This is a genomic window from Clostridium acetobutylicum ATCC 824 (genome assembly GCF_000008765.1).
Taxonomy (GTDB): domain Bacteria; phylum Bacillota; class Clostridia; order Clostridiales; family Clostridiaceae; genus Clostridium_S; species Clostridium_S acetobutylicum.
In genome coordinates this window covers 78,570-100,594 of sequence record NC_001988.2, presented here as the reverse complement: position 1 = coordinate 100,594, position 22,025 = coordinate 78,570, and the positions used below count along the sequence as shown (strand labels likewise).

General features: G+C 30.7%; 21 protein-coding genes and 2 pseudogenes. 14 read left to right on the top strand and 9 right to left on the bottom strand.

Annotation, left to right across the window (positions count from 1 at the left end; genetic code table 11):
• Positions 1–176: 176 nt before the first annotated feature.
• The 7 genes and pseudogenes from CA_RS19695 to CA_RS19665 all read left to right on the top strand — a co-directional run bounded on the left by CA_RS19695 (position 177) and on the right by CA_RS19665 (position 7,427).
• A complete protein-coding gene (locus tag CA_RS19695; protein WP_010890781.1) occupies positions 177–1,076 on the top strand; it encodes an alpha/beta fold hydrolase in 900 nt (299 codons plus the stop codon).
• A gap of 18 nt (positions 1,077–1,094) precedes the next feature.
• The gene (locus tag CA_RS19690; protein WP_010890780.1) at positions 1,095–1,427 is read left to right on the top strand and encodes an inorganic diphosphatase; all 333 of its coding nucleotides are present in this window, start codon (positions 1,095–1,097) and stop codon (positions 1,425–1,427) included.
• Between the two features lie 511 nt (positions 1,428–1,938).
• The gene (locus tag CA_RS19685; protein WP_077836368.1) at positions 1,939–2,451 is read left to right on the top strand and encodes a tyrosine-type recombinase/integrase; all 513 of its coding nucleotides are present in this window, start codon (positions 1,939–1,941) and stop codon (positions 2,449–2,451) included.
• Positions 2,452–2,463: 12 nt separating this feature from the next.
• Positions 2,464–5,439, top strand: a pseudogene (locus CA_RS19680) (Tn3 family transposase).
• Between the two features lie 223 nt (positions 5,440–5,662).
• Positions 5,663–5,893 (top strand): AbrB/MazE/SpoVT family DNA-binding domain-containing protein, encoded by a 231-nt coding sequence (locus tag CA_RS19675; protein ID WP_010890776.1) that lies wholly within the window; start codon positions 5,663–5,665, stop codon positions 5,891–5,893.
• A 38-nt stretch (positions 5,894–5,931) separates the two neighbouring features.
• A complete protein-coding gene (locus CA_RS19670) occupies positions 5,932–6,774 on the top strand; it encodes an ABC transporter ATP-binding protein (RefSeq protein WP_014519106.1) in 843 nt (280 codons plus the stop codon).
• Between the two features lie 5 nt (positions 6,775–6,779).
• On the top strand, positions 6,780–7,427 hold the full coding sequence (locus CA_RS19665; RefSeq protein ID WP_010890774.1) for an ABC-2 transporter permease: 648 nt from the start codon (positions 6,780–6,782) through the stop codon (positions 7,425–7,427).
• Positions 7,428–8,064: 637 nt separating this feature from the next.
• On the opposite strand, the gene fabF is transcribed toward CA_RS19665, so the two are convergent.
• The 3 genes and pseudogenes from fabF to CA_RS20490 all read right to left on the bottom strand — a co-directional run.
• Positions 8,065–9,309, bottom strand: coding sequence for a beta-ketoacyl-ACP synthase II (gene fabF, locus CA_RS19660; RefSeq protein ID WP_010890773.1), 1,245 nt, complete (start codon positions 9,307–9,309; stop codon positions 8,065–8,067).
• 1 nt (position 9,310) lies between these two features.
• A complete protein-coding gene (locus CA_RS19655) occupies positions 9,311–9,877 on the bottom strand; it encodes a TetR/AcrR family transcriptional regulator (protein WP_010890772.1) in 567 nt (188 codons plus the stop codon).
• Positions 9,878–10,496: 619 nt separating this feature from the next.
• Positions 10,497–10,748 (bottom strand): annotated as a pseudogene (locus CA_RS20490) (Tn3 family transposase); the annotation flags it as partial.
• A 172-nt stretch (positions 10,749–10,920) separates the two neighbouring features.
• Between CA_RS20490 and CA_RS19650 the strand changes: the two are divergent.
• Positions 10,921–12,135, top strand: coding sequence for an MFS transporter (locus CA_RS19650; protein WP_338121647.1), 1,215 nt, complete (start codon positions 10,921–10,923; stop codon positions 12,133–12,135).
• Positions 12,136–12,315: 180 nt separating this feature from the next.
• On the top strand, positions 12,316–12,519 hold the full coding sequence (locus tag CA_RS19645) for a DUF1648 domain-containing protein (protein ID WP_010890770.1): 204 nt from the start codon (positions 12,316–12,318) through the stop codon (positions 12,517–12,519).
• Between the two features lie 24 nt (positions 12,520–12,543).
• On the opposite strand, the gene CA_RS19640 is transcribed toward CA_RS19645, so the two are convergent.
• Together CA_RS19640 and CA_RS19635 are read right to left on the bottom strand one after the other, a co-directional pair.
• The gene (locus tag CA_RS19640; protein ID WP_014519104.1) at positions 12,544–12,867 is read right to left on the bottom strand and encodes a hypothetical protein; all 324 of its coding nucleotides are present in this window, start codon (positions 12,865–12,867) and stop codon (positions 12,544–12,546) included.
• Between the two features lie 368 nt (positions 12,868–13,235).
• On the bottom strand, positions 13,236–14,000 hold the full coding sequence (locus CA_RS19635; RefSeq protein WP_010890768.1) for a class I SAM-dependent methyltransferase: 765 nt from the start codon (positions 13,998–14,000) through the stop codon (positions 13,236–13,238).
• Between the two features lie 110 nt (positions 14,001–14,110).
• Between CA_RS19635 and CA_RS19630 the strand changes: the two genes are divergently transcribed.
• The gene (locus CA_RS19630; protein WP_014519103.1) at positions 14,111–14,761 is read left to right on the top strand and encodes a Crp/Fnr family transcriptional regulator; all 651 of its coding nucleotides are present in this window, start codon (positions 14,111–14,113) and stop codon (positions 14,759–14,761) included.
• 106 nt (positions 14,762–14,867) lie between these two features.
• On the opposite strand, the gene CA_RS19625 is transcribed toward CA_RS19630, so the two are convergent.
• Both CA_RS19625 and CA_RS19620 read right to left on the bottom strand, forming a co-directional pair.
• Positions 14,868–15,128: a recombinase family protein gene (locus CA_RS19625; protein WP_010890766.1), complete on the bottom strand. Its 261-nt coding sequence runs from the start codon at positions 15,126–15,128 to the stop codon at positions 14,868–14,870.
• Between the two features lie 230 nt (positions 15,129–15,358).
• Positions 15,359–16,330, bottom strand: coding sequence for a tyrosine recombinase XerC (locus tag CA_RS19620; RefSeq protein ID WP_010890765.1), 972 nt, complete (start codon positions 16,328–16,330; stop codon positions 15,359–15,361).
• A 359-nt stretch (positions 16,331–16,689) separates the two neighbouring features.
• On the opposite strand from CA_RS19620, the gene CA_RS19615 reads away from it, so the two are divergent.
• From CA_RS19615 to CA_RS19605, 3 genes are all read left to right on the top strand, one after another.
• The gene (locus CA_RS19615; protein WP_010890764.1) at positions 16,690–17,274 is read left to right on the top strand and encodes a TetR/AcrR family transcriptional regulator; all 585 of its coding nucleotides are present in this window, start codon (positions 16,690–16,692) and stop codon (positions 17,272–17,274) included.
• Between the two features lie 102 nt (positions 17,275–17,376).
• On the top strand, positions 17,377–18,555 hold the full coding sequence (locus tag CA_RS19610; protein ID WP_010890763.1) for an acetyl-CoA C-acetyltransferase: 1,179 nt from the start codon (positions 17,377–17,379) through the stop codon (positions 18,553–18,555).
• A gap of 37 nt (positions 18,556–18,592) precedes the next feature.
• Positions 18,593–19,624 carry an epoxyqueuosine reductase gene (locus tag CA_RS19605; protein ID WP_010890762.1) on the top strand — a complete coding sequence of 344 codons (1,032 nt, stop codon included), beginning with the start codon at positions 18,593–18,595 and terminating at the stop codon, positions 19,622–19,624.
• A 100-nt stretch (positions 19,625–19,724) separates the two neighbouring features.
• On the opposite strand, the gene CA_RS19600 is transcribed toward CA_RS19605, so the two are convergent.
• The gene (locus CA_RS19600) at positions 19,725–20,501 is read right to left on the bottom strand and encodes a transglycosylase domain-containing protein (RefSeq protein ID WP_010890761.1); all 777 of its coding nucleotides are present in this window, start codon (positions 20,499–20,501) and stop codon (positions 19,725–19,727) included.
• A 187-nt stretch (positions 20,502–20,688) separates the two neighbouring features.
• Here CA_RS19600 and CA_RS19595 point away from each other — a divergent pair, with 187 nt between their 5' ends.
• Positions 20,689–21,390 (top strand): YetF domain-containing protein, encoded by a 702-nt coding sequence (locus tag CA_RS19595; protein ID WP_010890760.1) that lies wholly within the window; start codon positions 20,689–20,691, stop codon positions 21,388–21,390.
• Positions 21,391–21,498: 108 nt separating this feature from the next.
• On the opposite strand, the gene CA_RS19590 is transcribed toward CA_RS19595, so the two are convergent.
• Entirely contained in the window at positions 21,499–22,017 is a 519-nt protein-coding gene (locus tag CA_RS19590) for a hypothetical protein (protein WP_010890759.1), read from the bottom strand.
• Between the last annotated feature and the right edge of the window lie 8 nt (positions 22,018–22,025).

The following is a 22,025-nucleotide window of genomic DNA, read 5'->3' as shown; positions in this document are numbered from 1 at the left end:
AAACAGAAAAAATAAGTCTATTTACAATTTAATTTAGGCTAATAAAGATACTTTTTCACATCGAAGAATATATTTTAAATCATGGTAAAGAGTGGTACCATTATATACAGAAGTACAACGCAATTGGAAATTAATAAACATACGTTTTATACTATTGTATTAGGAGGATATATGCGATGGCACACGTAAATACAAATGGAATACAAATTGAATATGAGGTTTTTGGAAAAAGGACAAATCCTACTATAGTACTTATTGCAGGAAATGGTGCTCAGCTAAATTTTTGGGAATCAGATTTTTGTGAAATGCTGGCACAGCATAATTTACAAGTTATACGCTTTGATAACCGTGATGCGGGCTTGTCTACAAAATTTGATGCTGCTGGTATTCCTGATATGAGTAAAATATATCAGGCGGCACAAGAGGGAAAACCAATTAAGACAGCATATACATTGGAAGATATGGCTGATGATGTGGCTGGTTTGCTGGATGCGTTAGAAATAAAGAAGGCTCATATATGTGGTGCTTCTATGGGAGGCATGATTGCACAGGTTTTTGCCTATAGGCATCCTTTGCGTATATGTAGTTTGATTTCTATTATGTCATCTACAGGTAATCCGAATAATCCTAAGATATCACAAGAAACATTGGAGATTGTTACAGCAACACCTCCAAATCAGCGTGGTGCATATATTGAGTATACTGTACACATGTGGAAGAAGCTTTGGAGCAAAGGATTTCCTTTTGAAGAAGAACGTGCAATACGGTATACTGAAGAAAGCTATGATCGCTGTTATTATCCGCAAGGAGCTGTACGCCAAAATGCAGCGCTGGTTGCCAATGGAGATAGGAGAAAATATCTTTCATTATTAAGAGTTCCAACACTGGTGATTCATGGGACAGCAGATCCATTGATTCCTGTTGAAGCAGGAAAAGATACAGCACGTACAATACCTAATGCTAAATTACTTTTGATTGAAGGAATGGGACATGATATGCCTAAGGGAACTTGGAAATGCATAGTCGAAGCTATTGTTAGTCTGGTGAGAGACACGTCTCATTCATGTTGGCGATAAAAACAGGGAGGAAATTATATGGAGGCTTATTTGGGAAAACTCGTTAAAGTTAAAGTGGATAGATCATTAGGATCTAAGCATCCTAAACATGATTTTATATACTCTTTAAATTATGGTTTTATCCCTAATACAATAGCAGGAGATGGAGAAGAAATCGATGTATACATTATTGGAGAATTTGAACCTTTAGAGACATATGAAGGGTATGTTGTAGCAATAATAAAGAGAATAAATGATGTTGAGGATAAATTAGTGGTTTGTAAAGAATTAAACAAATATAACAAAGATCAGATAAAAGCATTGGTAGAATTTCAAGAAAGATTTTTTAAATCTACAATAATAACTTGTTAGATACTAAAAATAAGAATATGGGTTATATCTATTTTATATTAAAATACTTTCTAAATTAGATTACATAATAAAAATTATGACACTCATAAAAAAAGTAAACTTGAACATATAATCCTACAATTAAATCAATTAATAGGTGAATTAAGGCATAGCTGCGTTCAGACTACACAAAAGCGGGTAGTGCTCGCAAAACGCGGAAAATATACGTTAAGACAGTTATTACCAAAAATATACTTTGTCAAAACATTCTGACTTAGAATTAATACCAAATAGTTCTAACTCAAAAAAGTATATAACATCAGCATAAAACATTGATATATCTAGGGTTTAATCATTAAATGATAAAACTCTTATTTTTTTACTCAAAACAAGTTAGTTAAAGTACAATTATAGTAGTGATAATACTAACTAAGCGAGGGATAAAAATGGCAAATGATAAAATGAAAAAAGGAAGTAAAACAGTAGATCCAATAAAAAGTAAAAGAGAAATTCAAGCAGTAAAAAATTATCTATCTGGAAAAATTTAAGAGATTATACTATATTTGTTGTAGGTATAAATTCAGCTCTAAGGGTAAGCGATATTGTAAAATTAAAATGGGAAGATATTTTTTATGAAATTGGAGAACTAAAAAAAGAAATTAGGCTAATTGAAAAAAAGACAAGCAAACAAAAGGTTTTTCCTATAAATCAATCTATGAAAAAAGCTCTTTTGGAGTATTTGGAGTATGCAGATAAGCCATCTGGTGATAAATATATCTTTAAATTAAGACAAGGAGGCAATAGCCCTTTAAGTGTAAAAATGGCTTGGAGGATATTTAAGGACATACAGGATAATGTAAAGTTGAGTACTCATATAGGGACCCATAGTATGAGAAAAACTTTTTGCTTTATGGCCTGGAAGCAGGGTGTACCAATTGAAACTCTTATGAAAATACTTAATCATGGATCACAGTCTGTGACAAAACGATATATTGGAATAACTCAAGAAGAAATAAATGATGTTTATTTAAACATTAATTTATAAGGGGTGAATTAAATGGCACGTGGTGGAGAGTTTTTAACTAGCAAAGAGCGAAAAGAATATATGAAGCTTCCCAATAATGCAAATTCATTTGAAACAGAAAAATTTTTTATGCTTTCAGATGAAGATATACAAGTTATAAATAAACATAGAAAAACTAGCAATAAATTAGGATTTGCAGTTCAGCTCTGTATAATTAGATATACAGGGTGGACTTTGATGGATTTTGAAAATATACCTTCTGAAATAATATTATATATTTCAGAACAATTAAAAATCAGTACTTTTGAATTTCAATCATACAATAAGCGACAACCTACAAGATACGAACATTTAGAAGAAATATTAAAACTATATGGGTATAGAAGATTTAAAACTAACGATAGAGAATATTTAGTTAATTATTTAATAGATAAAGCCTTAAAAAATAATAATCTAAAATATCTAATTATAGAAGCAATTAATGAACTTAAAAAATGTAAAGTTTTGCTGCCTTCTATAGTAACTATTGAAAATATTATTATTGAAGTTAGAAAGTATGTTGATAATGAAATTTTTGATTTAATATCTACATCAGTATCAAATGAACAAAAGATAAGTCTTGATATTTTGATAAATGTTCAAAGTACAGAGAAAAAAACTAAATTATCATGGCTTCGTGAAATATCAGGAAAGTCATCATCAAAAGCTTTCAATTCAGTTGCTGATAGAATTGAATATATTCGCAGTTTAAAGCTTGAAAATATTGATTTAAGCAGAATACATAACAATAGAATTGACGAATTATATAAATTAGGATCAAATTATGAAGCCTATGATTTTAAAAGATTTGATGACAAAAAAAGATATTCTATTCTTTCAATATATTTAGTTAACTTTTGCAGAAAACTTATAGATCAGGCTATTGAAATCCATGACATTCAGATAAAAAATATGCAATCCTTCGGTAAAAAAGAGTAGGAAAATCTTATGAAGAAAAATGGAAAGATAGCAAATATAGGTCTAATTAATTATGTAGATCTTGGTAAGATAATAATTAAAGCTAAAGAAGAAGGTAAGACAGCAGTTGATTTTAAGGCAATTGAAGATATTATGCCTTGGGATGAATTCGTAAGCTCAATAAATGAAACATCTGAAATTACTAGACCTAAAGAATATAATTCTTTGGACTTAATAGCTGAAAAATATAGCACACTCAGAAAATATACCCCTAGATTACTGAAAATTCTTGAGTTTAAAGCTTCAAAAAAAGGTGAACCTGTATTAAAAGCAATGGAAACTATAAAAGAACTTAATGCAAATACTAAAAGAAAGGTACCCAAAGGTGCTCCCTTAGATTTTGTAACTAATCAATGGGAAAAATACGTATATGATCAAGAAGGTAATATAGATAAGAAATATTATGAATTAGCAGTATTCACTGAACTTAAAAATGCAGTTCGTTCTGGTGATATATCAATTGTTGGAAGCAAGCAACATAAACCCTTTGAAGAATATTTGATAACAGATTCTGAATGGGAAAAGTACAAAGCTGAAAATACTGATTTTAAAGTATCTTTGGATGCTGAAGAATATTTAAAAGCTAGATTGGATTTATTAAATAATAAATTAAAATATGTGTCTGATAATATAAAAAAATTGAAAGGTGTATCTATAGAAGATAACAAATTTGTATTATCAAGATTAGAAAAAGCAGTTCCTGATGAGGCAAAAGAGTTAGCTACTAAGCTTTACAGCTTAATACCTAGGGTAAATTTATCAGATATAATAATAGATATTTCTAAATTTACAGCTTTTGATAATAACCTAATCCATGCTTCAACTAACAAGGAACCAAAAGATAATGAAAGATCATGTATAACAGCTTCACTTATGGCTCTTGGTACAAATATAGGACTTAAGAAAATGGAACAAGCAGTAAAAGGAATAAGCTACAAACAGATGAGTAATGTAGTTAATTGGAGAATGAGTGATGATAATATGGAAAAAGCTATGGCAGCTATCACAAATTATCATCATAGACAACCTTATGCTGTACATTGGGGTGATGGCAGCACTTCATCTTCTGATGGGGTAAGAGTTAAATCGGCAGTTGAAGCTTTAAATGCAAGTTATAATCCTCATTACGGACTAGAAAAAGGAGTGACAATGTATTCAGCTGTAAGTGATCAATATTCAAGATTTGGAGTAGGTATTATAAATACAAATTCAAGAGATGCAATTCATATAATTGATATACTTCTTAATCATAGAACAGAACTTGAAATTGAGGAGCATTACACAGATACGGCGGGTTATACGGATCAGGTATTTGGATTAACACATTTATTAGGATTCAGATTTGCTCCAAGACTTAGGGATATATCAGACTGTAAATTATATTGTATTGAAGGAAAAGAAGACTTTAGAAATATTCAATCAGTTATAAAAGGTAAGATAAATACTAAAATTATAAAAGAAAATTATGATGATATATTGAAACCTGTATCCTCAATAAAGGAAGGTAAAGTTTCTGGATCATTGATAATGGGCAAGCTAGGTTCCTATTCACGACAAAACAGCTTAGCTAAAGCATTAACTGAACTAGGAAAAATAGAAAAAACTATTTTTATCCTGGATTATTTATCAGACGAAGATTTCAGAAGAAAAATTCAGATAGGATTGAATAAAGGGGAGGCAATGAATGCACTGGCTAGAGCAATATTCTTTGGGAAATATGGAATGTTCCATGAAAAAGATATTCAAGGACAGTTACAGAGAGCTACTGCTTTAAGTATAATTATAAACTCCATAACTCTTTGGAATACCATGTACTTACCTAAAGCAGTTGAGAAACTTAAGGAAAAAGAAGGAGTTGACGAATCTCTTCTAAGACACGTTTCTCCACTTGGATGGGAACACATTAATTTTATTGGTCAGTATAACCTTGATGATAGTTCTGATTACAATTTAATAGATAATATGAGACCTTTGAGGGAGATATTGCAATAATTTATAAAAATTAGAATTATATTTACTATAGTGATATACTGATAAATAGGTCTTAGTTGTATTTAAGAACGAAGTAAAGATTATTGATAAATAACGTATATGAATTAGGGAAAGCGAAGATTGTGCTTTCTCTTTTTTTGTTGACATATAACTTAACAAAAAGTATAATAAGTTATACAAGTCTTACTAATAAAACAAATTATACTGAAAGGAATGATAATTTATGCCAATGCAGATACCAGAAGGAAAATTTATGTGTACGGTTAAAGTTGGAGAAAAGGGTCAGATTGTAATTCCAAAAGGAGCAAGGGATTTATTTGATATAAAACCAGGGGACATGCTACTTTTACTAGCAGATAAAGATCAGGGAATTGCTATTGTACAGAGTGATGGCTATCTACAGTTTGCAAAAGAAGTTTTTGTAGCACAGGAAAAACCGGAGGAAGCAAAATAACAGAGGAATTAAGAAAATCAAATAGAGGAGGAGTGCATATGGACGTATTATCAATACAAAATTTAAATAAGAGATATGAGAAATTTGTATTGAAGAATGTTTCATTTTCCCTGGAACAGGGGACAATTATGGGTTTTATCGGACGTAATGGGGCAGGTAAGACTACCACATTAAAAGCTTTGCTTAATTATGTTCACGCAGATAGTGGAACTATTAAATTTTTCGGGGAGGATTTTTCTGATAATGAGTTTTTAATCAAGCAGAAAGTTGGTTTTGTATCAGGGGGAGTCAATTATTATCCGAAGAAAAAATTAAAAACCATCACAGAAGTTACCAAAAGGTTTTATGAAAAATGGGATGAGGCGGCTTATCAATCATACTTAGGGCGTTTTCATCTAGATCCGGAGAAAAAGGCAGATGAGTTATCTGAAGGAATGAAAGTAAAATACCAACTCGCATTGGCCTTATCACATCATGCCCAATTATTGATTTTTGATGAACCGACCAGTGGACTTGATCCTGTTTCAAGAGATGACCTGCTTGATTTATTTATCACTTTGGTAGAAGAAGAACAGATAAGTATACTGTTTTCTACCCATATTACATCTGATTTGGAAAAATGTGCAAGATATGTTACATATATAAAAAATGGAGAGATTGTTGCAAGTACGGATAAGAAGTCATTTCTGGACGCTTACAAGATTGTAAAAGGAAGATCAGATCATCTCACTGAGGCAATCAGTAAAAAATTGATAAGCTTTAAAAAGCACGCGGATGGTTTTTGCGGACTGATTTTTACTGAAAATCTGCCAGTTGATGGAGATGTTGAAATTTTACCAGCTGATTTGGAATCCATAATGATTTACATTGAAAAGGAGTGACGACAGTGAAAGAGTTAATGTATAAAGAGTTTAAACTTTCGATGCATCCTATTGCATATATTTTCTTAAGTTTAAGTGCACTTTTATGTATTCCCAATTACCCGTATTATGTCACATTTTTTTACACCTGTTTGGGAATTTTCTTTGTATTCCAAGTAAACCGTGAAAATTGTGATGTATATTATATGATGGCATTGCCAATTCGGAAAAGGGATATCGTAAAGGCGAGATTTTATCTAGTGGTTTGTATTGAACTGGCACAGGTTATCGCCTGCATTCCATTTGCTTTTATCAGGGATAAATTCATTCTTATGAATAATCAGGTAGGGATTGAAGCAAATGTTGCATTCATAGGCTTATCATTTATCATGCTTGGCTTGTTCAATTTTATTTTTCTTACGCAATATTATAAGAGTGGTTATAAAATCGGAGTACCATTTTTCAAGTCAACCACTATGATGATTATTTATATCGTAATAGCAGAGGTAATGCTTCGTGTCATTCCTTATATGCGAGATTATTGTGATAGTGTAAGCATCGAAAAACAGATAAAGCAGATCCCAGTACTTTTTCTGGGCCTTATCCTATATACAGCAATAACCTTGCTGGCTTATAAAAAATCAGCTGACAGTTTTGATAAATTGGATCTTTGATAGTGAATCGTATTTTGTAAAATATTATAATTATTCTTAGCATAATGTGAAGTTGGGTTAATTCGCTATCTTCATATAGTGTGACTCAAATCCTACCTTTTTTATTTTTAAGGAATATGTTTAAAATATATTTTAGAATAGTTAAAATACTGATATATGTCTTAACGTATAAAATCCGCGTTTTGCGGTTACTACCCCTATAAGAGAAATTTAATATCAGGGGTACCGCCAACAACTCTACTTTACGTATGGTATATGCACTCAGGGAAAAGTAACTTGCATATCTTTGTTTTAAATATTTGCCCAAGCAAGAAAATTCATGGCCAAATATTTAAAATAGGAATACCAACTTTATTATTTCTTTAATTTGATTAATAATAAAATTTAATATTAAAATTATTACTTTATCTAAAGTATTAGGAATTCTTAACTAATATAACGCCATTGCTAATATTGGCTTAAGCATAAAAAAATAGAACAAAGTATAAATGTGCTTTGTTCTTACCACTAAATTATGGATGCAAAAGTAATCTATACATATTTTTGCAACTCAGCAAAGCGTCTTATCTACATTACGGATATCCAGAATATAACAGTGAAACAACAAGTTAGTGAATACCATTAAATATTATTGGATTTAATATTCCATAGCTGGATTCCATTTTTTGAAGAGAAGAGAAGCATTGTGACCTCCAAAGCCAAAACCGTTGGAAATCGCGAAGTTGCTATCATGTTTAATCGCTTTGTTGGGAACATAATCAAGGTCACATTCTTCATCAACATTTTTCAGATTGATTGTAGGAGGTATAATGCCGTATTCTAAAGCTTTCAGTGTAATAATGGCTTCAATACCACCAGCAGCTCCAAATAAATGTCCTGTCATTGACTTAGTTGCACTTATTTTGAGTTTCTTCACGTTTTCCTTAAATACGGCTTTTATTGCGTTGGTTTCAGATTTATCTCCACCTTTTGTTCCTGTGGCATGGGCGTTTATATAGTCAATCTGAGAGGCCGAAATATCCGCCATCTCCAGTGCCATCTCCATAGCCCGTGCCGCGCCATGGTAGTCTGGCGAAGTAATATGGTAAGCGTCTGTAGTAGAACCATATCCAATAATTTCACCCAATATTTTTGCTCCACGTCTTTTGGCATGTGTTAATTCTTCTAAGAATAGAATACCGGCACCTTCAGACATAACAAATCCATCTCGGAGTTTATCGAATGGACGGCTGGCCTCGGTTGGATTGGCATTATTAGTTGACATAGCTTTCATATTTGCGAAACCTGAAAACGCAAGCGTATTAATAGGGGCTTCTGAGCCACCTGCAATAATCGCATCTGTATATCCATGCCGTATACTTAAAAATGCTTCTCCGATAGCTTGATTAGCCGTTGCACACGCGGACACCGGAGAAAAACTCGGCCCTTTAAATCCAGTTTTTATTGCTATAACACCAGAAGCCATGTTGCTAATCATCATAGGAATCATGAATGGTGACACATGGCGTGTACCCTTCTCCAAATAAGCCTTATGGCTATTTAGTACTGTGCTAATACCTCCTATTCCAGAGCCAACATAAATACCAACACGACTTGTGTCAAAGTTACCTTCCTTAACATTTGCATTGTCAATAGCTTGCTTTGCTGCCGCAAATGCATATTGAGTGTATAAGTCATAGTGCCTTATTTCTCTTTTATCGAAATATTCATAGGGGTTAAAATCATTTATATATCCGGCAATGCGAGATGCAATATTCGAAAACGAGGGATCAGTTATTTCTCTTATTCCCGATATTCCATTGACAATGTTACTCCAAAAAGTATCCACATCATTACCGGAAGACGAAATAACACCATAACCTGTAATAACGACTCTCCTCATTCTAACACCTCCTCATACGATTTAATGATTCGAAAAATTGGTCCTGAATAGACTGCATCATGTTTGAAAACGCCGAATCCCCAAGTACCCGCCGATACTGCAACGCTCCTTTTACACTTAAGAGAGAAGTTTTAGCGAGTGCCTCGCTGTCTGCATCAGAAGCGTATTGCTTTACCAGCGACGACCATAATTTCATTTCGCTACTACTGATTTTCTCCAACATATTCTTCATACGATCTGGTAACTCCTCATAGTCAGCCTGTAAACTCGAAATAGGGCACATCTCAGTGGCGCCTATTGTGCTAATTCGGGAGCTAACAAAAAACCAAGGCCCATCTTGACCATTCATAATTTGATTTAGGCTTTTTTCATAATCTTGTACTAATCCCTTTTGCAACTTTTCACATACGGCAATGCCGAGATCCTCTTTCTTTTCAAAGTAATAATGAATTGCCGTCTTTGTTATATTCATCTCCTTAGAGATATTATCATAGCTTAATGCGAGGAATCCTTTTTTCTTAATCAAGGTTACAGCTAAAGAAATGATGTCATCTTTTTTGCTAGACATATAAGTACTCTCCTTTGATAAAGTAAACTTACTTACTAGTAAGTAAGTTTACTTTATCATACTCACATTTTTGTGTCAAGACAGTTTGGCTTAATTACTAAAATGTGCATTATTCTTAAAGAGAACAAATAATTAAAGTCGTATAATTGTAATAATGCAGTAAAAGGGTGAATTTAGCTGGATAAAATTGAGTGGTCTAGTTAATTTTATAGCATATAACAAATGCTATAATACAATCTAAAAAATAAAAATATGTATGGAGCTTTAGTAGCATATCAATATGGTAAAACAGCTATAGAGTTTAAAGAGACAGCATATTTTTACTTAACAGGGAGTGATCTATTTTGAAGAGTTTTATCAAGGCAGATTTAAAAAAGGCCATTTTTTTTAATTCATACAATGTTCCATTCACAATTATTTTTCCTGATTTCATAATTAAAAGGCATCACATAAATCTTCAGCAATGTTTAACATATGTGTACTTATAAGTAATGATTTTCCGTTTCTTTTTAAGTTTAACAAAATTTCTCTTAGATCTTAGGATCTAATCTTATAATTGGAGTAATACCAGCAGACGTGTCATGTACTGAAAAGCATATGCCATACTGAGGAAATATATTTATGCTTGTCCTGAAATAATATAAGTATCTATTGGAATTCTTTCATTCATATCTAAGTCAAAATTTCCATATGGATTTACATGATTATAGATTAATGGAGTCAAAGCTTTTAAATTTTAAGGTAACATCACATCTTACCATTTCCTTCTAGGTAATATTTGCTGTATCATCAATGTATTTACATATACCAAGCAATCTTGTAGCAGGTGAATACTTAACAGGGAAAGTTCTTGATATTCAATTTGTTTGCTGATATTTTACCACATTAATTATATACATATTTTACACACAACTGTATATATGCTTCTATATCCCATGGGAGGTATTTTGTGTTTTTTATAGAATAAGTTAAGGTAGAGAATGTAGTACGACATTGATTTTCTTTATAGGATGATACCCAGCTACTAGCAGAAAAATTAAAGGATGTATGGCATGAAATCAAGTAAATTATCAATTATTAAATACTATTTATATACATTTGGTGTACAAATGAGATTAACAAGGATCGTAAACATATTATATCTTGTTCAGTGTGTGCATATTAGCATTGTTCAGTTCACATTACTGCAATCTATTTTTTCTATTACCCAGTTTGTAATGGAAGTACCGTCTGGAATGTTGGGAGATTTTTTTAAAAAGAAGAACATTACAACTTACGGATTGATATTGTCTGCTACTGCACAACTTCTTATATGTTCGAGACTTGTCGTAAATGCAGAGAATCCATTTGTCATATTAGCATTTGCTTTTGCAATTGAAGGTATAGGACGAGCACTAATAAGTGGAGCAGATGATGCGTTATTTTATGAAAATATTAGAGCAGATGGATACGCAGCTGAGTATGACAAAATTAGAGGAAGATATCAATTGATATCTTCAATTTCTGTTGGAATTGTAACTAGCCTAGGAACAATATTATATACAATAAATAACTCTATACCATATATTGGACAATGCATAATGACAATAATTTCAATAGGTTCCATTATGACAGTCAAAGAACATAATGTTAAGAAGACTTTGCGAAAAAATGAAAATGGAAAAAATTCAATAAAGGTCTTTTTAACAAGTATTTTACAAGTGAGAAACAGTCCTCATATAGTGTTTATGATGTGTTTAGTTTGTCTTACGTTTGGTGTGATCAATACCGTATTTGGAATTATGCCAGATTATATAAGTGAAATAGGATTTTCAAATACTCAAACAGGTACCGTTTTTATGCTGTTGAGTTTTATAGGAGGAATTGTTGCGACGCAGGCATATAGAATTTCTAATAAAAGATATGGGCAACTTGTATTAGTCACCGTTCTATGTATGAGTAGTGGAGTCTCCCTCGTTGGGCTGAGAGGAAATAAGGAAATGATATTCATCGGATTAGCATTACTCTATGTAATAATAGATGTTTTAGATCCAATTGCGATGAAGTCATTTAATGCTTATGTTGATGATAGCATAAGATCAACCTTTTTATCCATGGTATCTTTTATGGTATCGACATCCACAATGATTTTATATCCAATTGCAGGAATTATAGTGGAGGCTTTCGGAATGCTTACATTGTTAATAGCAATTAGTGCAGTGGTAATTCCTCTTTTGGGTGTATCCTGCATAATTTATAAAAAGTATTCGGTAAATTGAATGCTTAAGTATGTGTATAGTGTAGATGAGTTGTTATACTTGTAGGAATATCGAGATGAGTGGAAATATTCCTGTACTTGTTTAAGGAAGCAGATAATGTAAATTTAATAAAAAATAGATATTATAATCTACTAGGTCGAGCTGTTACAACTTTATTGTACCACATCGGAGGTGTCTATTATGAAAAAAGAAAAAAAGTTAATGATAGCCTTATGTGTCATTCCATTAGTTGTACTTGCGTTAATAGTGTTAGTTTTACCAGATCAAATACCATTACATTTCAATTATAAAGGTGATGCTAATAGATATGGAAGTAAATATTTTATTTTTGCATTAACACCATTGCCATATTTGATATACATTACAAGAATAAGAAAGAAATAAGCATGATGTCTTGAAAAATTTATATTATGGGTTTACTATAATACTATGACTACCATCAGGACGTGGAGAACCAAATTCTAGTTTTACAACTTTTACAGAAACAGCCTTTTTCCATGCCTCTATACCGTCTTTATCGTTAGGCTTAGAAGGATATCCATGTTCAATCAATTCTTTATCTGTTGCAGTTAGTGGATTAAACGAATTGCTTTTAATATGAACTTTATTTGAATTTTTTGCTATATTAGTGTCTGATGCTTTTAATATAGCATGAGTATTTTTATAAACAGCCATAGTAGTAACTAAAAAAGCTATAATAGTAAAAGATCCAAAAAAAATTTTTTTATTCATTATATTCATCTCCATTAATATCGATATACATTTTATAGTCAAGCAAAATCACCCATCAAAGGAAACTATTTATAGTTATGTATAATATAATTATAATGCAAAGATACATTTAAAGCAAAATAAGGTTGAAGTCTTATATTTACTCCCCAACCTTAATAAATTAAAATTTATTTTTCTAAAGTTTACACAAAATTATTTACAGAATTTTCATCCATCCTGTTTTTCATGAAAGCATCAAGAAATGGTATGTTTTTATAATAAGACAATATCAGTGCCATTACATGCTCGAATTAATATCCTGACGTGGCCTTAGTTAGTAAACAATATAGGAATATTCCGAACCTAAAAAATGTAATTACCTATTATGTTCATTTGGTACCATTGTTTTTATTTTTAACCGCAATAATTTGAATACGTCTGTAATCTGCTACCCATTGGTTGTTTTTCCATATGCTATTTTTGCAAAGTTTTTCTGTTTCAAATAATATTTGCTCCTTTTGTTCATCTGAAAATTCTAGTAAATCACTTGCAAAGAATTGACAAATCCAGTTACGTAGTCCTTTTTCACCATCAGCAAGTGGTGTTGGTCTATCATATTCAATGATATGTTTTACTTCAAAACCAGCTTGATCTAATAATAACTTATATTCTTCCTTTGAAGGAAAAAAGAATGGTGAACAATAAGAATATCCCTTTTGTTCTATTACCTTTTCAAAAGCAGTTTGTATTTGACTTATATTATTTTGTGCTCCAAATTCACAAATCAATGTCCCATTATCTTTTAAACAAGTATAAATAGAATGCAACAATTTTTCTTGATTTGATATCCAATGAAAAACCGCATTAGAAAAAACAGTATCAAACTCATTTTTAAAAGACAAATTTGTTGCATCCTTCACTTGAAAGATTAAGTTAGGATAATTAGTTTTTGCCTTATCAATCATATTTTTTGATAAATCTGTTCCAATAACAGTTGCACCGTTTTTTGCCAGCTCATTTGTTAATACCCCTGTACCACATCCTAAATCCAAAATTTTTTGATCTTTTCCCACATTTACAAAATTAATCATAGACTTACCGTATTCTGCTACAAAAGAATGTTTATGATCATATAGATTACTATTCCATTTCATTTTTTTGCTACCTCCATAAATTGTTTTATTATATTATCACATAAAACTTTTATGAAGAATGTAAACTATGATACAATTAAAAAATAATTACTAAATGGGGGTGTTTTTTCTTGAATACATGGGATTTGTTTTTACTCCATAAAATAGGTATTCCTACTAGATTGTTTGAAACTTTTAAGACAAGACCTGCACAGATGTTTAAAGATAATCAAATAATTTATCGTCAAGGAGAAATTGCTAAAAATTTTTATTACCTAAAAGAAGGAAGAGTTCAAGTTTTTGTAAATTCCACAGATGGCTTAGAAAAAATTTTGGCAATTTATAAAAAGGGAGAAATTTTTGGAGAAGCTTCTTTTTTTGATGGCTTTCCAAGAATGTCATCGGCAAAAACTTTTTCAGATTCGGAAATCATCAATATTAATAAATCTGACATTATGTTATATTTTCAAAAAGAGCCACTTCTTGCTTTGAATTTCATAGAGCTTCTATCGAAAAAGGTAAGAATGTTATCAAATGAAATTGACAGTATTTCATTTTTACCAGCAGAAAAAAGAATTGCCCAATACCTACTAAATGTGAGTCTATCTAATAATTGCTCTATTAATTGTACACATGAGGATATTGGAAAGGCTGTAGGTGTAAGTAGAGTTACGGTAAGCAGAACTTTAAACAAATTCTCTCAATATCAATGGATTAATACTAAATATAAAAAAATTCTCATATTAAACAAAAATGCTCTTTTGAAGTTTTTAGAAACATAATCTATTAATTATAAAGAAAAATAGAGATTCTATAAATGGTCTCCATATTATACGATTATGACGCATAAAATTACAACTGCGTATTAATTATAACTTTAAAATATAACTATGATACCTTGATTTTACTAATTTCTTCTATAACCTTGTATAGAGTAGGTTTACCTATATTAAACATACTGCACAGATTTTTTACTGTTGTTTTTTTCTGCTGATATAATTCATATATTGCTTTCTTTTTATTATCATCGAGTTTTGGTTTTCTGTCACCTTTTCTACCACGCGCTCTTGCTGCAGCAAGACCTTCTTTTGTTCTTTGGCTTATTAGATCTCTTTCAAATTGACTTATTCCAGCCATAAAAGTAAACATTAATTTCCCTCAATATGGTATATGCTTTTCAGTACATGACACGTCCGCCGGTATTACCCCTTTTTACACTAATCGTTGCCATGTTACTAATAGAACAACATGTGAATTTTATAGAACAATTTACAATAAAAAAATATACTGAATGATAAAATCATACTCAATTCAACCCTTTTCTTTTGTATACTTATGTACAGAAATAATATCCTATATAGAGAAAATTATGGAGTTTTTTATTGTTCTTTTATAGATTTCTTCTTATTAAATTGAATATTGAAAGGATTTTTATTTGTGGCTTCTCTTAATCTATCATCCGTAACATGCGTATATATTTGCGTTGTTGAAACATTACTATGTCCTAGTAACTGCTGCAAACTAATAATGTCTGTTCCTGCTTGATACATTGTTGTAGCAAATGTGTGACGTAATTTGTGGGGAGTGAGTTTATTTATATTAAGCTTTGAATCTTCATTTATTTTTTTTACTAGGTTTTCGATAGTTCGCACACTTATTCGAGTTCCTTTTTGAGATATAAATAAAGCTTGTTGGCATTTTATATTTTTCTGTAGTGAACGTTCCTTCTCTATGTATTTATTAATTGCATCTATACACATATCATTTAAATAAACAGTACGCTCTTTATCTCCCTTTCCGATTATTGATATCATATCGTTTTTTATAGAATTAATATTTATATTACATAACTCAGATACTCTCATACCGCAATTTAAAAACAAGGTGACTATACAGGTATTTCTATAGTAATGTTTGTTCATTTTTATTCCAGACAAAAATGTGTTGGCTTGTCCTATAGTTAGATAAACAGGATTACGTTTTGGAAGCTTAGGTTTTTCCAGCTCCTGCGCTGGGTTGTAATCTAATATCTTTTTTTTCGTAGTAAGATAATTAAAAAATGAGCGTATAGCAGCAACTTTTCTTGCACGGGAATATGCTCCGTTTCGTCTTTCATCTTCACAGTATTCTAAAAAAATATATAAATCTTCAAGAGATATGGCTTTTATAAAATCATTATCAATATCTGAGATATCCACATTCTCTATACCATTCGTATTAATATCATATTTTATAACTTTAATATATTTTAACATAAGAATTAAATCATTCTTGTATTCATTTCGAGTTCTTTTGGATTTTCCCTTAATATTAGTCATGTAAATAAGAAACCCAGTTAAGGTCATAGGCATTTTATTCAATTAAATCACCTCAATCTTCGGTATTTGGAATAACAGCTAAACTAATAACTATCATACACTATATAATACCATAAAATGACGACAAATTTATGTTTGTCGTTATTTTTATATTTTAGATATGATTATTTTTTAATACACATATTAAAACGTCTTTATTTTAAAAAAATTATTTATACTTTTTTTAAAATATACAAATACCAGCTTGAATTAATTCTAGAAGATTTTTTTTTGACAGAATTAATATAGTACTAATTATAATAAATTATATAACAAAAATTAAAAAGCAGTTGACAAAATGGACAGAATGGTCTAATATTAAATTAAAGAAATTGATAAAGGGAGAATATAAAATGGCAAAGACAACCAAGGGAGAAGAATCAAAAATAAAACTAATAGAATGTGCTGCGAAATTATTTTTACAAAAAGGATATAATGGTACAGGTATTAATGATATTCTATCAGGGACAGGGTTGCCAAAGGGGTCATTTTACTTTCACTTTGCAAGTAAAAAAGATTTAGCCATTAGTGTTTCAGAGTATTTTGAAAAAAAACTTTTAGGATGGATAAAAATAAATTCAAAAGATAAGAAGTGGGATGAATTTATAATATCCTTAGTAGGAGAAATGATTAAGGGAGCAGAAAAAGGAAAACATTATGGTTGCCCTTTTGCAGTATTGGGATTAGAAATAGCTTTCTTGGATTCCGATATTTCAAAATGTTATTATAAATCTATAAAAGAATTAATAGATTTATTTGCTTCAATTTTTGAACACTCTGGAGTACCTAAAGATAATATATATATACTAGCAAATCGTGCTTTTGCAATATATGAAGGATATTTAGTGTACTATAGAATTGGTAAGGATATAAATACTCTAAAAACCATGCAAGAAGATCTTATAAAAATGTATGAGGATTTCAAGGAGGTGAAATAGTTAAAGGGAGGCTAAGAAGTTATATAAAAAAATGTACATAACTTTAATCGAAATAAACAAACCAGTCTATTCTATAAAATTATTATTTAGGAGGAGTAAAACATGAGAGATGTAGTAATAGTAAGTGCTGTAAGAACTGCAATAGGAGCATATGGAAAAACATTAAAGGATGTACCTGCAACAGAGTTAGGAGCTATAGTAATAAAGGAAGCTGTAAGAAGAGCTAATATAAATCCAAATGAGATTAATGAAGTTATTTTTGGAAATGTACTTCAAGCTGGATTAGGCCAAAACCCAGCAAGACAAGCAGCAGTAAAAGCAGGATTACCTTTAGAAACACCTGCGTTTACAATCAATAAGGTTTGTGGTTCAGGTTTAAGATCTATAAGTTTAGCAGCTCAAATTATAAAAGCTGGAGATGCTGATACCATTGTAGTAGGTGGTATGGAAAATATGTCTAGATCACCATATTTGATTAACAATCAGAGATGGGGTCAAAGAATGGGAGATAGTGAATTAGTTGATGAAATGATAAAGGATGGTTTGTGGGATGCATTTAATGGATATCATATGGGAGTAACTGCAGAAAATATTGCAGAACAATGGAATATAACAAGAGAAGAGCAAGATGAATTTTCACTTATGTCACAACAAAAAGCTGAAAAAGCCATTAAAAATGGAGAATTTAAGGATGAAATAGTTCCTGTATTAATAAAGACTAAAAAAGGTGAAATAGTCTTTGATCAAGATGAATTTCCTAGATTCGGAAACACTATTGAAGCATTAAGAAAACTTAAACCTATTTTCAAGGAAAATGGTACTGTTACAGCAGGTAATGCATCCGGATTAAATGATGGAGCTGCAGCACTAGTAATAATGAGCGCTGATAAAGCTAACGCTCTCGGAATAAAACCACTTGCTAAGATTACTTCTTACGGATCATATGGGGTAGATCCATCAATAATGGGATATGGAGCTTTTTATGCAACTAAAGCTGCCTTAGATAAAATTAATTTAAAACCTGAAGACTTAGATTTAATTGAAGCTAACGAGGCATATGCTTCTCAAAGTATAGCAGTAACTAGAGATTTAAATTTAGATATGAGTAAAGTTAATGTTAATGGTGGAGCTATAGCACTTGGACATCCAATAGGTGCATCTGGTGCACGTATTTTAGTAACATTACTATACGCTATGCAAAAAAGAGATTCAAAAAAAGGTCTTGCTACTCTATGTATTGGTGGAGGTCAGGGAACAGCTCTCGTAGTTGAAAGAGACTAAATAGTTATATATAACTAAGTTATTAAGGAGGTTCAATATGGATACAATTGCGGAAAGTATTCAAAAGAAAGCTTATGAACTAGGCTATGAAAAGTGTGGTATTATTCCAATTAATTTAATAGATGAATATGCTGATAAGTTTAATGAACGCATGGAAAAAATCCCAAAATCAAAAATGTTCTACAAGAGTCAAGAGCGTTTAATTAAACCTAAGGAGATATACCCGTGGGCAAAATCTGTGGTAGTACTTACGTCAGTATACGGAAAATACAAGGTTCCTCAAGAATTAAATGGACACATAGCTAAAGCATATTTATTTGATACCCGTGTGGATAAAAATACAAAAGAATATCAAAATAATCGTGCACTAGAAGAGTACATGCAAGAACTTGGCTTAAAGGTAGAGACAAATCAGAAGTTCGGAGTGGTTGGCATGCGCTGGGCCGCTCTACAAGCTGGAGTTGGCATTATTCGTAGAAATAATTTTCTATACACAGAATCTGGTTCTTGGGTACATCTTGAAGCTTGGGTAACTGATAGGAAAATGGAGCTAAAGGAAACAAACAACGTTAAAAAGTGTCCGAAATCATGTAATCGCTGCATAATGTCGTGTCCTACTAAGTCCCTTTCTGAGCCCTATACAATGTCACCAACAGAATGTGTTTCATTTTTAACAACTTTTGGTGGACGTAATTTACCAGAGGAACCTCTAAGAAAAAAATTTGGAGACTGTATTTATGGTTGTGATATTTGCCAAGATGCATGTCCAATGAATAAAGGAAAATGGAAGGATGAGGAGGAATTTCCTGGCCTCGCAGAATTAGCTCCTTCATTAACTCCAGAAAATATTTTAAATATGGATGAAGATTTTTATCGCGAAAAGGTACAACCTAAATTTTTCTACCTATCGCCGGAAGATCTTTGGAAATGGAAAATAGATGCATTGTGTTATATAGGTAATAACTATAGTGAAAGTTATAAACCATTACTTGTAAATGCTTGTAATAATGCAAACAATAAAATAAGTGAAATGGCTAACTTGATTTGCAGTGAACTCTCTCTTCAATAATAATCTATTGATAAAAAAACTTATCTATCCGCAAAATATAGATAAGTTTTTAGCTATTTTAAAGGCTGCAATAGATAATATAAAATACTAAAATTCCTAACTAATCTTTAGGATTTAAAACTATTTTGTAGTTTACAGCTTCCTTATATTGTTTGTCCGTTATGTAGTCATTTTCCTTCATCTTTTCCAGTATTAAATTTCTTCTCTGTAAAGTATTATTCAAATGTACCAAGGGATTATAATACTCTGGATCATTAGGAATAGCTGCTAATAAACATATTTGAGAAAGATTTAATTTGCTGCATTCTGTGCTGAAATATTTTTCAGAAGCTGCCTCAATACCATATGCACCATTGCTAAAATTAATATTATTTATATAGAATTCCAGTATTTGATCTTTTGTGAATTTCTCTTCAAGATCACTAGCAATAAACATTTCTTCTAATTTTCTTTTGTAATTCTTATTAAAATTTAAAAACACATTTCTTGATAACTGTTGAGTTATAGTACTTCCACCCTGAGTTATTTTACCTCCATCTGTAAAGAACGAATAAACAGCTCTAAAAACAGCTTCTACACTTATACCTCCATGCTTATAAAAATTCCTATCTTCAACAGCAATAAAAGCATTTTTTACTTCTTCAGGAATTTCATTTGATTTTAGATATATTAATTTACCGTTATTCAAATCCATAGATTTATTCTTAAAAGTAATCTCTGAACAATTATTTACTTTTAATGCTGCACTATTATGTAGAGCCTTAACAGTCGGAGCATATTTTAGATAAACAATTCCACCAAAAACAGCAGCAAATACTAAGATATATAGAAATAAACGTTTTATTATATTTATTTTTTTGCTTCTTTTCTCTAGCATTTTATATTCCTTTCAATATAGCAATACAATTTAATATTAAATTTAGTATACCTTATTTTCTTAAACTTTTCTCCTTTTTTAGTATAAAAGCTATAAACCTTATTAAAATTGCGTAAATTAATTTAAGTTTTGTGGAATAATAAGCTCTAGTACTTTATTAATTAGTGTAAAAGGAGAATTTAAATATATGGAAGACCCTTTAATCAATACAGTTTTTAGAAGTGTAATTGTTTACCTTATAGCAATGTTTCTAACTAGGCTAATGGGAAGAAAACTTATATCTCAAATGACATTTTTTGATTTTGTTATGGGAGTTTCAATGGGTTCAATAATCACAGATTCTATTGTTGGCCAGAAATTCACATCCATATCTTCTGTAACTGCACTTACTGTTTTATCTATTTTAGTAATTATAACTGGCTATATACATATTAAAAGTCTTAAATTAAGAGAAATAATCAATTCCAAGCCAATTATTTTGGTCGATAATGGAAATATAGTTGAAGAAAATATGAAGGAGAGTAGAATTACAATTAATGAATTATTAATGAAATTAAGGGAAAAAAACATATTTAATATGGCCGATGTAGAATTTGCAATAATAGAAATCGACGGTCAACTGTCAGTATTACCAAAGGCAAGCCAAAAACCACTAACTCCTAGTAATATGAATATCAATGTTACTAGTACAGGACTTACGCAAGATATAATAATTGACGGAAATATATTAGATGAAAATTTATATAAGGCAGGTCTAGATATAGATTGGCTACTTTCACAGCTAAACAGCCAAAATATAAAAAATGAATCCGAGGTATTTTATGCAGGAATAGACAACACAAAAAAATTATATGTATCAAAAAAAGCAAGAAAGAACACAAAATATTAAGTCATCAATAAAATTAATTACCACTTCATAAAGTTAGAGAATGTAATACATATACATTCTCCTCTGATCTATACTAAATGCTCCCGCTGTATTTAAAAAAGCTAACTATCACATTACTTTTTCTAATATATAGTTGAAATATGATGTTTTATAAGTAATTATGCTAACCTTAGCTTCCATTCCATTTTTTACTTTTACAGCTTCTCCATTTTTACTTTTAAGAACGTTACTATGAAGAATACAAGAAGCTGTATAATATTTTCTGCCGCTATTTTGATCAACTGTTACATCATGACTTACGCGACTTATTGTAGACTTTAACACACCATACTCGTTTCTTGGTAAAGATACTATTTCAATCTGAACTTTGTTATTTTCATTTATGCTTCCTATACTAGTATTTTCAATATATATATTACAGACATTGTTCTTAGTATCTATTTCACCAGAAGCATTTACTGTAACATATTTTTCTGCAGATAAGGACCATATTACTATACAAACTAAAATAGCTATTATTATATAAATAATATATTTTAAAAACTTATATGAACATGAAGCTAAATAGCCATTCATAAAACTTTTAGCATCTGTTAAATCTTCCAAGTCTTCAATTTTATATCTCACTTTAGCTT